13 protein-coding genes are annotated in these 11,441 nt (G+C 64.0%); 7 read left to right on the top strand and 6 right to left on the bottom strand.

What is annotated here, in order from left to right:
• The first annotated feature begins 22 nt into the window (after positions 1 to 22).
• Together K410_RS0115915 and K410_RS0115920 are read left to right on the top strand one after the other, a co-directional pair.
• Positions 23 to 973 carry a lipase family protein gene (locus K410_RS0115915; RefSeq protein WP_155253420.1) on the top strand — a complete coding sequence of 317 codons (951 nt, stop codon included), beginning with the start codon at positions 23 to 25 and terminating at the stop codon, positions 971 to 973.
• Between the two features lie 151 nt (positions 974 to 1,124).
• Positions 1,125 to 1,421, top strand: coding sequence for a hypothetical protein (locus K410_RS0115920; RefSeq protein ID WP_028135819.1), 297 nt, complete (start codon positions 1,125 to 1,127; stop codon positions 1,419 to 1,421).
• A 114-nt stretch (positions 1,422 to 1,535) separates the two neighbouring features.
• Here K410_RS0115920 and K410_RS0115925 read toward each other — a convergent pair whose 3' ends face one another.
• Positions 1,536 to 2,378, bottom strand: coding sequence for a metallophosphoesterase family protein (locus tag K410_RS0115925; protein WP_028135820.1), 843 nt, complete (start codon positions 2,376 to 2,378; stop codon positions 1,536 to 1,538).
• 69 nt (positions 2,379 to 2,447) lie between these two features.
• Positions 2,448 to 3,062 carry a hypothetical protein gene (locus K410_RS0115930; RefSeq protein ID WP_028135821.1) on the bottom strand — a complete coding sequence of 205 codons (615 nt, stop codon included), beginning with the start codon at positions 3,060 to 3,062 and terminating at the stop codon, positions 2,448 to 2,450.
• A gap of 161 nt (positions 3,063 to 3,223) precedes the next feature.
• On the opposite strand from K410_RS0115930, the gene K410_RS0115935 reads away from it, so the two are divergent.
• Together K410_RS0115935 and K410_RS0115940 are read left to right on the top strand one after the other, a co-directional pair.
• A complete protein-coding gene (locus K410_RS0115935; protein WP_028135822.1) occupies positions 3,224 to 3,646 on the top strand; it encodes an MAPEG family protein in 423 nt (140 codons plus the stop codon).
• A 27-nt stretch (positions 3,647 to 3,673) separates the two neighbouring features.
• Positions 3,674 to 4,975, top strand: coding sequence for an RsmB/NOP family class I SAM-dependent RNA methyltransferase (locus K410_RS0115940; RefSeq protein WP_028135823.1), 1,302 nt, complete (start codon positions 3,674 to 3,676; stop codon positions 4,973 to 4,975).
• Positions 4,976 to 5,189: 214 nt separating this feature from the next.
• Here the strand turns inward: K410_RS0115940 and K410_RS0115945 are convergent, their stop codons facing one another.
• From K410_RS0115945 to K410_RS0115960, 4 genes are all read right to left on the bottom strand, one after another.
• Positions 5,190 to 5,399: a cold-shock protein gene (locus K410_RS0115945; RefSeq protein ID WP_008141931.1), complete on the bottom strand. Its 210-nt coding sequence runs from the start codon at positions 5,397 to 5,399 to the stop codon at positions 5,190 to 5,192.
• 263 nt (positions 5,400 to 5,662) lie between these two features.
• Positions 5,663 to 5,995 (bottom strand): DHCW motif cupin fold protein, encoded by a 333-nt coding sequence (locus tag K410_RS0115950; RefSeq protein WP_028135824.1) that lies wholly within the window; start codon positions 5,993 to 5,995, stop codon positions 5,663 to 5,665.
• Positions 5,996 to 6,102: 107 nt separating this feature from the next.
• Positions 6,103 to 7,212 (bottom strand): endonuclease/exonuclease/phosphatase family protein, encoded by a 1,110-nt coding sequence (locus tag K410_RS0115955; protein WP_028135825.1) that lies wholly within the window; start codon positions 7,210 to 7,212, stop codon positions 6,103 to 6,105.
• 153 nt (positions 7,213 to 7,365) lie between these two features.
• Positions 7,366 to 7,737, bottom strand: coding sequence for a nuclear transport factor 2 family protein (locus tag K410_RS0115960; RefSeq protein WP_028135826.1), 372 nt, complete (start codon positions 7,735 to 7,737; stop codon positions 7,366 to 7,368).
• A gap of 162 nt (positions 7,738 to 7,899) precedes the next feature.
• Between K410_RS0115960 and guaA the strand changes: the two genes are divergently transcribed.
• The 3 genes from guaA to K410_RS0115975 all read left to right on the top strand — a co-directional run bounded on the left by guaA (position 7,900) and on the right by K410_RS0115975 (position 11,435).
• Positions 7,900 to 9,498 carry a glutamine-hydrolyzing GMP synthase gene (guaA, locus tag K410_RS0115965; RefSeq protein WP_028135827.1) on the top strand — a complete coding sequence of 533 codons (1,599 nt, stop codon included), beginning with the start codon at positions 7,900 to 7,902 and terminating at the stop codon, positions 9,496 to 9,498.
• A gap of 21 nt (positions 9,499 to 9,519) precedes the next feature.
• On the top strand, positions 9,520 to 9,888 hold the full coding sequence (locus K410_RS0115970; RefSeq protein WP_028135828.1) for a DUF2200 domain-containing protein: 369 nt from the start codon (positions 9,520 to 9,522) through the stop codon (positions 9,886 to 9,888).
• Positions 9,889 to 10,127: 239 nt separating this feature from the next.
• On the top strand, positions 10,128 to 11,435 hold the full coding sequence (locus K410_RS0115975) for a cation:proton antiporter (RefSeq protein WP_028135829.1): 1,308 nt from the start codon (positions 10,128 to 10,130) through the stop codon (positions 11,433 to 11,435).
• Positions 11,436 to 11,441 lie beyond the last annotated feature (6 nt).

An 11,441-nucleotide genomic window follows, 5' to 3' on the forward strand; every position in this document is an offset into this window, starting at 1 on the left:
ACCGGACGCGAAAGGAAGAGCGATGCGTCGTCGTGAAGTTCTTGCGGGTGCGGCTGGCCTGATGTCGCTGATTGCGACGGGGGGCCGTGCGGATCCGTTTCCTGTACGTCTCGTGTTGGTACATGGTCGTTCGCAACAGGGGCTGGACCCTGTCGAGTTGCAATCGATCTGGATGGAGACGCTGAAACGCGGCGCGGCCAAGATCAATCGTACCGTCCCGGACAATCTTGAAGTGGCATTTCCCTATTACGGCGATCGTCTGGACGAGCTTGCGCGCGAGGCTCAGGTGCCTCTGACCGACGATATCCAGGCGCGCGGCAGCGCGGTCGATGATGATTTCCTAAGGTTTCAGGCTTCCGTCGCGGAGTCGATCCGCAGCAAGGCCGGCATCACGGATGCCCAGGTGCAGCAGGAGTTCGGCAACAACCCGACTGCACGAGGTCCGCAGAATTGGGCATGGGTGCAGGCGATCATCCGCACCATCGATCGCTTCGGGGGCGGGCTGAGCCAGTCCGGGATCGAGCGCCTGATGCGAGACGTATTTCTCTATACGACGCGGTCAGGCGTCCGCGACCAGATCGACCGCATCGTCGGTGCCGGCTTCGATGAGCGGCCCTGCGTGGTAGTCGGGCATTCGCTGGGGTCGGTCGTAGCCTACAATGTTTTGCGGACCGACCGGCGTACGCTGAACGTGCGTGCATATGTCACCGTGGGCTCGCCGCTGGGTATCAGGGCCATCCGCGACCAGCTCCGGCCGATCGGTTTTCCGGCACCTGCCAAAGCCTGGTACAATGCGTTCGACCCCAAGGACGTGGTCGCGCTCTATCCGCTCGATGGCGCGAACTTCCCGGTCACGCCTGCCATCGAGAACTATGCGAACGTCCGCAACGGGACAGACAACCGCCACGGCATCGTGGGCTACCTCGACGATCCCATGGTTGCGCGGCACGTTCTCGACGCGCTGGGCTCCTGAACTCCCATAAGAGCCCGACCGCAGGTCCCTCAATGGTTAACAAAGAGTCACCAAATGGCCACACCTGCCCGCAAAAGCCGCAGGTGTGACCGGCGGTTCATTGACGGACCCACGAAGGCATTGAATCATCGCGCATATTTTGGGTGTTGCGATGTTAGAGATCAGTGTTTTCTGCGTTATCCTGCTGGCGGCCGGCTATTGGACGACCATGTTCATCATGGGCCGTCGCGACGACGTCATCCATGGCAAGTTCGTGCATGCCGACGAGGAGGGCGATCTGACCCGTTCCGCGATGCCGGCACCGCCACCATTCCCGAAGCGCCCGGTCAAGCCCGTGCAACCTGCCAGACAAGCATCCGCCAATGAGCTTGCGGCCAAGCCCGTGAACAGCGAAGCGCTGCAATCCTTGCTCGCCGCGATCCAGCAGGATCTCAAGAGCATCGCCTAAGCCGATCGATGCGCTAAAGCACGATCCGGAAAAGTGCGCAGCGGTTTTCCGAAAAGATCATGCTTGAACAACAACCTAAAGCGCGATGACGATTCATCCTAATCGCATCGCGCTTTAGTGCTCGCCGCCCATCTGGGCGAGGAGCTCTTCGATATCGACATCCACCTGGCCCGCGGCCCTGACGTGGCGGACCTCGAAACTGTCCGGGCGGAAGCGATATTCGACCAATCCGACTTCCTTGATCGCGACCCGGTCCTGCCGCCGATCGTTGATGATGAAGCCGGCCGACGGCGCCCAGACATGGCGGGTGTGGCGGAAGGTGAAGTCGCGCCGCTGGTGCACGTGGCCGCTGGCGACGAGGCGCAGATTGATTGTCCCGAGCATCTCGAGCAGCCGTGCCCGCGCCGGCTGCGGCACGTAGCGGATCGAGGTCTCCGGCGCTTCAGGATCGTCGGGCAGGTCGAGAAACAGCGGCTTGTGCAGGAACAGCGCGACCGGCCTGCCGTTCGTGCGTGATATCACCGAGGCGAGCCAATCGAATTGCTCCGCCTCGAAGGCGAGCCCTGAATTCATCACCAGCGAATTGAGGCCGATGAAGTGCCAGCCCGCGGCCTCGAAGGCCCAATGATCCGCGCCGATGATGTCGCAGAACTGCCGGCAATGCGCCTCGTTGACCGGCGGCTTCGGCGCCGGCCCGACCGCGGTCGGATTATCGCCGATGTCGTGATTGCCGGGGATGTAGCGGCATGCGACGGGCAGGGCGTCGTGCAGGCCTTTGGCGAAGATCATATCGTCGCGGCCGGTCGGCCCGTCGAAGGCGACATCGCCGGTGTTGACGACGAGATCGGGCCGATCAGTGTCGATGTGCTCGCAAACCCGGTGAAAGTTGGCGACGAGGCCGGGAAAGCGGCGGCCGAGATGGGTGTCGGAAATCTGGGTCAGGCGAAATTCGGACATGCGATCAACTTATCCGTTGTCGCGCGTCGGAACGATGACGGCGCCGGCATGGATCGCAACGAACAAAGTTTAAAGCACGCGGTAGCGGATCGTGTAGCCGTCCTGCGGCGCGATCGGGCCGGCGAGCGGCGAGGCGATGCGGTCGGCGAGGTGCCAGGGGCCGAACTCGCCGGTGCGATGCGGTTCGGCGGGCAGGCGGAGGCGGAACTCGAACGTGCCCTTGCCCGGCAGGTTCACGACCAGCATGCGGTCCGCCGTACGGTGGTTGAGCGCGACGGCGCCGCGCAGCAGGGCGCGGCCGCCATCGAGATCGCGCACGCCGCCGATCAGCGCCAGCGTCTGGTTGCGGTCGGTGTGCAGCTCGATCTGGCTGTCGGTCATGGCCGTCAGCATCTCGCGGGGCATGCGGATCTCGAACTCGACGGCGGGCTTGGACGGATTGAGACCGAGATAGGCAAGCGCGGCGTGACGCATGTCGTAGGCGGCAAAGGCGAACAGGGCGAGCGCGGCGAGCGCCGCAAGGCCATGCCGGGCCACGTCCCGCCAGCTCCGGTAGCTCAGACGAAAATAGACCGTCATCGCCAGCGCGACCGCGAGTGCCATCGCGATGCCCGACAGCGCCGACATGAGGATACCGAGCTGGCCGTCGGCGGATACGGTCCAGAGGCTGGACAGGGTGGTCATGGCGCCATCTCGCCTTGGGCCCCCGAGAGGGGCCGCAATCGCTTTAACTATCGGTGGTTGGTCGCAAGATCGGGAAGGCCGGTTCAACTCGCTGATTGTCAGCGTCGGAAGTCGCGGCTAATGACGGTCCGCGCGGCGTTTCGCCTTCCGGGAAAGTTCCGATGTCCCTTCAAATGGTCTTGCTGCCGGTCTTCGTCCAGATCGGGCTCACCTTCGCCCTGCTGATCGGCATGGTCGTCGCGCGCCGCAAGACGCTGGTCTCGGGCGAGACCAGGATCCGCGACGTCGCGCTCGGCGAGCCGAACTGGCCCAAGGGCGCCACCCAGATCGCCAACTGCTACCGCAACCAGTTCGAGCTGCCGGTGCTGTTCTACGTCCTGATCGCGCTGGCCTTGCCGTTGCGCCGCGCCGATCTCTTCATCGTGCTGATGTCCTGGGTGTTCGTGGTGACGCGCTTCGCCCATGCCGGGGTGTTCGTCTCCTCCAACGATCTCGGCCGACGCTCCACGGTCTGGCTCGCCGGCGTGCTGGTGCTGCTGGCGATGTGGATCTACTTCGCGCTGAAGCTCTTGTTGCTGATTTAGGCCCCATGCTGATCTGAAAGATCGAGAATGACCCCCGCTGCCCGGCTGTCCGCAGCCATCGAACTGATCGACACCATCGAGAAGGACCGCGTGCCCGCGGCCAAGGCGCTGAAGGAGTGGGGCACCGCGCATCGCTTCGCCGGTTCCGGCGACCGCGCCGCCATCGCCGGCCTGGTCTGGGACGTGCTGCGCCGCTACGCCTCGAGCGCGTATCTGATGGATTCCGATACCGCGCGCGCGCGGCTGATCGGCATGCTCCGGCTCGAGCGCGACATGGACGCGGCGACGATGGGCGCCTTGTTCGACGGCAGCCGCTTCGCCCCGGCGCCGTTGACCGAGGCCGAGCAGGCTGCGCTCGCCTCGCGGTCGCTTGAGGGCGCGCCGGCCGCGATCGCCGGCGACTATCCCGAATGGCTGGATCCGCACCTTGCAAAGGTGTTCGGCGAGGACCGTGCGGCGGAGGCGGCCGCGATGGCCAGCCGGGCCCCGCTCGACCTGCGCGTCAACACGCTAAAATCCAATCGCGACAAGGTGCTGCGCAATCTTGCTCATCTTCATGCGAAACCGACGCCGTGGTGCGCAACCGGCTTGCGCATCGAGCTTTCGGCCGATGCGCGCAACCCCGGCATCCAGGCGGAAGAGGATTTCATCAAGGGCGCCGTTGAAGTGCAGGATGAGGGATCGCAGCTGGCGGCGCAATTCACCGCGGCAAAGCCCGGCGAGCAGGTGATCGACCTCTGCGCCGGCGCCGGCGGCAAGACGCTGGCGCTCGCCGCGCTGATGCAGGGCAAGGGCCGGCTGATCGCGACCGACCGCGACAAGCGCCAGCTCGCGCCGATCCACGAGCGGCTGTCGCGCGCCGGCGTGCACAATGCCGATGTGCGCACGCCCAAGGGCGAGGTCGACCCGCTGGCCGACATCCGCGCCTCGGCTGATCTGGTCGTGATCGATGCGCCCTGCACGGGAACCGGAACCTGGCGCCGCAACCCCGATGCGAAATGGCGCATGCGCCCCGGCGCGCTGGAGATTCGCCTGCGCGACCAGGCCGAGGTGCTGGCGCGGGCGGTTCCGCTGGTAAAGCCGGGCGGCCGTATCGCCTACATCACCTGCTCGGTGCTGGCGGAAGAGAACGGCGAGCAGGTGAGGGCGTTCGTCGCGCGCCATGGCGAGTTTGCGGTTCAACCGCCCGAACAGATCGCAAGCGTGCTCTGGGACAAGGCCGAGGCTTTTGCCGGGGCCGCGCTGCGGTCGGACGAGGGCTGGTTGATGACGCCGAGAAGGACCGGGACGGATGGGTTCTTCGTGTCGGTGCTGAAGAAGGCGGCCTGATCTCACTCCGCCGTCATTCCGGGGCGCCCGAAGGGCGAGCCCGGAATCCATCGTGCGGCAGCGTGTTCGGTTCGATGGATTCCGGGCTCTCGCTTCGCGAGCCCCGGAATGACCGGGGCCAAAAACAAAAGCCCCGCGAACCGGATCCCGGTCGCGGGGCCTTTTAACTCTGGCGTTCTGCCGGTACGTCCGCGGTCAGAACGTTGCGCGGGCGTTAGCCGACGCGGAGATTGTCAGCCGACGACTTGCCGCTGCGGCGGTCGGCGACGATGTCGAACGAGACCTTCTGACCCTCGTTGAGGGAGGAGAGGCCAGCGCGCTCGACGGCGCTGATGTGCACGAACACGTCCTTCTGGCCGTCGTCCGGCTGAATGAAACCATAACCCTTTTGGGTGTTGAACCACTTCACGGTGCCCATAGCCATGGGAATTTCCTTTAGTTAGTTAGAGAGAGTACGCACGTGGACCGGAACGCAGTTGCGCCCATAGCCCTGTTCAGTCGATGTTTGGAGAAGTCATCTGAAGCGTGCGCGCCCGTTAGCAACGAGGCGAAGCGGCCCAGTCGTTCGGCCAAGTATCGATGATCACAATATAGCGAGAATTTGGGGCCAGTTCAAGGCACCACCCGTGGCTCGGAACGTCGCAGGACTTTGCTATTTTGCGGTGCAAATTAACCGCTCGCCGCAACTCAGTCCACGATGAAGAGCGTCGCTCCGGTTGCAGTCGAGGACCGGTGCGCGGCGTCGCCGAAATCCGAGACCTGGTAGCTCATCCCCGCCGTCAGCTTGAAGGTGCGCCCGTCGCGCAGCTCGGAGTCGAGCTCACCCTTCAGCACGTAGAGGACGTGGCCGCGGTCGCACCAATGGTCGGCCAGGTAGCCCGGCGAATATTCCACCATCCGCACCCGGAGATCGCCGATATTGAGCGTGCGCCACTTGGCCTCTCCCGTCTCACCAGGATGCGTGGTTGCCTCGACCTTGCTCCAGTCGGTGACGGTGAAGGGGGAGGTGGGGAGTTTCATGGGGAGAATCCGGTCAATGCGGTTGTGCGGTCTCCCTCATAGCTGCAAACGCGACCGTCGCAAGTCATCGGCGGCACCGGAGAGGGCCGGCGCCGACGGGCGGGCTGCTAGATATCGAGCTCGGCCCAGATTGCGGCATGGTCGGAAGCGGCCTCGACTTCCCTGGTGATCGTCGGAAAATGAGGGAAGAGGTCGCCGTTCTTGCCGCCCCAGACGCCCAGGCGGAAGATGCCGCCGGCCGTCGCCTTGTCGAACAGGGCCGGTGACAGCAGGACGTAGTCGATCTTGTTCGACGCGGTGCCGTTCTTGAACGTGCCCGGTCGGCCGCCATCGTCGAACCCGTCGAGCTCGCTGATGTCCTTCAGCCCGGTTTGATGAAACAGCGGGCTGAGCGGATCGCTGTCCGGCGTGTCGTTGAAGTCGCCGATCACCGCGATGAAATCGTGCTTCTGGCGGAGCTGGCGATAGATGGTCGCGGTGCGTGCGGCCTGACGCTTCCGCTTGGCGTTGGACGTCGCCTGGGAGCCGAATCCCTTGCTCTTGAAGTGATTGGCGAGAACGACGAGCGAATTTCCCGCCGCCGTCTGGACCTCGAACTGCGCGCAATCCCGGCTGAAGATGACGCCATCCTCGTCTTCGTCATCGACGTGGCTCGCGATCGAGACGATCTCGAATTTCTTCCTGGTCATGAGCCCGACATCGATGCCGCGATCGTCATTGCCGTCGATCAGCATGATGTGGTCGTAGGGCGTTGCCTCGACGGAAGGCATCACGTCCTTGCAGAACCGGACGAGGGCGGGCCGGCTTTCCGCTTCCACCACGCCGAGCACGTCCGCATCGATCTCCTTCATGACCCGCGCGGTGTTGCGTGTCGCCTCTTCGTTGACCTGCTCCATCGTCAGATCGACCCACCCGATCCAGTCGCCCCGTCCGCCTGCCACGACCTGGATCGGTCCGCTTTGCGGCCGCTTGACGAGATGGCCGCGATTCTGGCGCAGGATCGCGTATTTGTTCTCGTCGGACTTCTTGAGGCCGAGCACATCCAGCAGCTCGACGATCTTCTTCTTGTCGTTCGCAGTGTATTTGTCCTTGCCGAGGATGGCGTTGATGTCGGCCTGCGCCTTCAGAATGGTCTTGCCTTCCTCCGAGAAGCCGGGGCCGCTGAGCGCCCGCGCGCGCATGAAAAGGTTTTCGACGTTGAAGGATGCGAGCTTCATGAAAATCTCCCAGCGATGAAAAATAGAATTCAATCAATGGTAGAGATTATCAAAAGACTCGCATCAAGTCGAGGTGCTCGGATGCTGGCACGGCCGCGTGCGGCGAGCGGCGCCGGCCTTCGTCATATCGTCACAATCAGGTGCGGAGAACCGTCACCCCACCAGATGGTTCGCCGAGCCCTGCACGATCAGGCCCGCATCGTTCACCCGCAGATACTCGCAGATCTTCTTGCCGCGCTCGTTCGCGTAGAACACCACGACGCTGTCGGGGCTGACGAACAGATCGATCAGCGAAAAATGCAGCTGTGGCACCAGCCAGAGCGCCTTGCCCCAATAGGTGCGCAAGGCATCCTTGCCGCGCACCGTGCCGCTGGCGTCGAACCCGAGCATCGGGATGCGATCCGAGGTCATGACGGCGGCCTCGTCGTAGAGCGCGAGCACGCGCTCGAGATCACGCGCGTTCCAGGCCTCGACCCAGGTCCGGCCGAGCGCGGCCAGCGTTGAAGGTGGATGCTGCGAAGACATCTGCTGCAAAGACATGGCGTTCTCCCTGATCGCCCCGCTTCGAGAGTGGGGCATAATAGGTCAATAATACTTACCTATATCGGTTTGTCCATGCCCAAAGAAGCATGTGGGCGTCCCGCCGCTGCGGTTGCGGCGCGCGCGGCGCCAGCGTATTTGCTGGCCATGACAGCAGCACAGAACGACCGCTCCGCGTCGACGCCCTCGGTGGCTTCGGCGCATGACAAGATTCTCATCGTCGACTTCGGCAGCCAGGTGACGCAGCTGATCGCACGCCGCGTGCGCGAGGACGGCGTCTATTGCGAGATCGTCCCGTTCAACAAGGCGGAAGCCGCCTTCGACGAGATGAAGCCGAAAGCAGTGATCCTCTCCGGCGGCCCTGAATCGGTGCACGAGGCCGGCTCGCCCCGCGCGCCGCAACGGATCTTCGAGTCCGGCGTGCCCGTGATGGGCATCTGCTACGGCCAGATGACCATGGCGGCGCAGTTAGGGGGCGAGGTCGAGGGCGGCCATCACCGCGAATTCGGCCGCGCCGATGTCGAGGTGAAAGCGCCGAGCAAGCTGTTCGAGGACGTCTGGTCGCCGGGCGGCAAGAACCAGGTCTGGATGAGCCACGGCGACCGTATCACAAAAATGCCGCCGGGCTTCTCCGTCGCCGGCACCTCGCCGAACGCGCCGTTCGCGATCATCCAGGACGAGACGCGCAAATATTACGGCCTGATGTTCCACCCCGAAGTGGTGCACACGCCGGACGGCGCCAAGCTGATCCGCAACTTCGTCCGCAAGATCGCCGGCCTCACCGGCGACTGGACCATGCGCGCCTTCCGCGAGGAGGAGATCGCAAAGATCCGCCAGCAGGTCGGCAAGGGCAAGGTGATCTGCGGCCTCTCCGGCGGCGTCGATTCCGCCGTCGCTGCCGTCCTGATCCACGAAGCCATCGGCGACCAGCTCACCTGCGTCTTCGTCGATCACGGCCTGCTGCGTCTCGACGAAGCCAAGACGGTGGTCGACCTGTTCCGCCACCACTACAACATCCCGCTCGTGCACGTGGATGCCTCCAAGCAGTTCCTGGGCGAGCTCGAAGGCGTCACCGATCCCGAAGCCAAGCGCAAGACCATCGGCCGCCTCTTCATCGAGGTGTTCGAGCAAGAGGCCAAGAAGATCGGCGGCGCCGACTTCCTGGCGCAAGGCACGCTGTACCCCGACGTGATCGAGAGCGTCTCCTTCACCGGCGGCCCCTCCGTCACCATCAAGTCGCACCACAATGTCGGCGGTCTGCCTGAACGCATGAACATGAAGCTCGTCGAGCCCCTGCGCGAGCTGTTCAAGGACGAGGTGCGCAAGCTCGGGCGCGAGCTCGGCCTGCCCGAAATCTTCGTCGGCCGCCACCCGTTCCCGGGCCCGGGCCTTGCCATCCGCTGCCCCGGCGAGATCACCCGCGACAAGCTCGACATCCTGCGCAAGGCCGATGCGGTCTACATCGACCAGATCCGCAAGCACGGCCTCTACGACGAGATCTGGCAGGCCTTCGCGGTGCTGCTCCCGGTCAAGACGGTCGGCGTCATGGGCGACGGCCGCACCTATGATTATGTGGTTGGCCTGCGCGCCGTGACCTCGACCGATGGCATGACCGCGGATTTCTATCAGTTCGACATGAAGTTTCTGGGCGAGACCGCGACGCGCATCATCAACGAGGTGAAGGGCGTCAATAGGGTGGTGTATGACGTCACGAGCAAGCCGCCTGGGACGATCGAGTGGGAATAGGGGCAAACACTTCGAGGACGGATGGCGCACAAGATCTACACAATGAGTTTTGCGAGCGTCTATCCGCTCTACGTGGCGAAGGCGGAGAAGAAGGGCCGCACGAAGGCGGAGGTCGATCAGATCATCTGCTGGCTGACCGGACACACGCAGAAGACACTGGACAAGGAACTCGCGAAAAAAACCTCCTTTGAAAATTTCTTCGCTCACGCCCCCCGGATGAATGCCTCGCGCTCGCTCATCACGGGCACGATCTGCGGCGTCCGCGTCGAGAACATCGAAGAACCGATCATGCGGGAAATCCGCTATCTCGATAAGCTGATCGATGAACTCGCCAAGGGCAAGGCGATGAAAACCATCCTGCGTGGCGAAGTGCCTGGCGGGTCGAACTGAGTGGTTGATCAAACATCGTCCGCACGCTGAAGCCGTCCGCATGGTGGTTTTGGCCCCTGTAAAGCCGGCCAGCCGGATGAGAGCCGAGGTCCTCGTGTCGATCCAGAAGACATGACTGTGCTTCGCCGGGCAGTTGGCTCGACCGTGGTCATTCACGGCGTGCCGGATTAATAGTGTCGACAGCCCCAGAATCGTCGTCCGCGTGTGAACCGTTCTCAGCTTTGCGGCGTTGAAGCACGGTGCAGGACGCCTCCTTTGCCCCAGAACCATACATCCTGATCCTGACGGGAGCGGGTCTGCTGATCGCGCTCGTCACGTGGCTGCCGCTCGCCCTGAAGCGGCTGCCGCTGTCTCTGCCGATCGTCTGCATTGGGATCGGTGCCGCGATCTTTTCGCTGCCGGCGGTCACGCTGCGGCCATTGCCGCTCGATTATCCCGAGATCACCGAGCGTTTCACCGAGTTCGTCGTGATCATCGCGCTGATGGGGGCCGGCCTGAAGCTCGATCGCCCATTCAGCTGGCGCAAGTGGAGCGTCACCTGGCGGCTGCTGGCGATCACGATGCCGATCGGAATCCTGGCAATCACGGCATTGGGCGGGTGGATGCTGGGCCTGCCCTGGATCGCGGCGCTGCTGTTGGCGGCAAGCCTGGCGCCGACCGATCCGGTGCTGGCGTCCGACGTTCAGGTCGGGCCTCCGAAGACCGGCGAAGAGGATGAGGTTCGCTTCGGCCTCACGTCCGAGGCCGGCTTGAACGACGGCTTCGCCTTTCCCTTCGTGCACCTTGCGATCGCCCTCGGCCTGGCGGCGACGACGGGGGAGCCATGGGCGGGGCAGTGGCTGCTCCACAACGTACTGTGGGAGATTGCCGCCGGCCTGATCGGTGGCTGGCTCATTGGCCGGCTGTTCGGCTGGCTCACGTTCCACGTCCCCGCCGACACGAAGCTGGCGAAGACGGGAGACGGTCTCATCGCGATCGCCGCCACATTCGTTTCTTACGGTGTCACCGAGCTGATCCACTGCTACGGCTTCCTCGCCGTCTTCGTCACCGCGCTGACGCTACGGCGATCGCACCGCGATCACGAATTCAACCGGCAGATGCACGACATCACCGAGCAGGTGGAGCGGCTGGCCATGATGGTCCTGCTGCTGTTGTTCGGGGGAGCGCTGGTCAGCGGTTTGCTCCGCCCGCTTCATTTGGTGGACGTGGCGGCCGCGTTGGCGATCCTGCTCATCATCCGGCCGATCGGCGGGCTGATCGCGCTGGCCGGATTCGAGGCTCGCTTCTCCGAGAAGATGACGCTGGCCTTTTTCGGAATCCGAGGTGTGGGCTCGTTCTACTATCTGGCCTATGGGCTCAACCATATGGAGCTGACGGTCGGCGAGCGGCTATGGGCGATCGTTGGCCTCGTAGCGCTGTTGTCGATTCTGCTTCACGGGCTGACTGTCACGCCAGTCATGCGACAGCTCGACAGGAGTGGGGGGCGCGATCCAGACGCCGACGATGAAGCTCCGCCGCCAAGCCAGCAGGGACCGGCGCCGGCGTAGGCGGGA

This window comes from Bradyrhizobium sp. 22 (assembly GCF_000482425.1).
In the GTDB taxonomy this organism is placed as follows: Bacteria; Pseudomonadota; Alphaproteobacteria; order Rhizobiales; family Xanthobacteraceae; genus Bradyrhizobium; species Bradyrhizobium japonicum_B.

What these genes read in the sequence shown, in the direction of transcription:
- K410_RS0115915 (WP_155253420.1), top strand. Translation starts at nt 23, where the DNA reads ATGCGTCGTCGTGAAGTTCTTGCGGGTGCGGCTGGCCTGATGTCGCTG.
- K410_RS0115920 (WP_028135819.1), top strand. Translation starts at nt 1,125, where the DNA reads ATGTTAGAGATCAGTGTTTTCTGCGTTATCCTGCTGGCGGCCGGCTAT.
- K410_RS0115925 (WP_028135820.1), bottom strand. Translation starts at nt 2,378, where the DNA reads ATGTCCGAATTTCGCCTGACCCAGATTTCCGACACCCATCTCGGCCGC.
- K410_RS0115930 (WP_028135821.1), bottom strand. Translation starts at nt 3,062, where the DNA reads ATGACCACCCTGTCCAGCCTCTGGACCGTATCCGCCGACGGCCAGCTC.
- K410_RS0115935 (WP_028135822.1), top strand. Translation starts at nt 3,224, where the DNA reads ATGTCCCTTCAAATGGTCTTGCTGCCGGTCTTCGTCCAGATCGGGCTC.
- K410_RS0115940 (WP_028135823.1), top strand. Translation starts at nt 3,674, where the DNA reads ATGACCCCCGCTGCCCGGCTGTCCGCAGCCATCGAACTGATCGACACC.
- K410_RS0115945 (WP_008141931.1), bottom strand. Translation starts at nt 5,399, where the DNA reads ATGGCTATGGGCACCGTGAAGTGGTTCAACACCCAAAAGGGTTATGGT.
- K410_RS0115950 (WP_028135824.1), bottom strand. Translation starts at nt 5,995, where the DNA reads ATGAAACTCCCCACCTCCCCCTTCACCGTCACCGACTGGAGCAAGGTC.
- K410_RS0115955 (WP_028135825.1), bottom strand. Translation starts at nt 7,212, where the DNA reads ATGAAGCTCGCATCCTTCAACGTCGAAAACCTTTTCATGCGCGCGCGG.
- K410_RS0115960 (WP_028135826.1), bottom strand. Translation starts at nt 7,737, where the DNA reads ATGTCTTCGCAGCATCCACCTTCAACGCTGGCCGCGCTCGGCCGGACC.
- guaA (WP_028135827.1), top strand. Translation starts at nt 7,900, where the DNA reads ATGACAGCAGCACAGAACGACCGCTCCGCGTCGACGCCCTCGGTGGCT.
- K410_RS0115970 (WP_028135828.1), top strand. Translation starts at nt 9,520, where the DNA reads ATGGCGCACAAGATCTACACAATGAGTTTTGCGAGCGTCTATCCGCTC.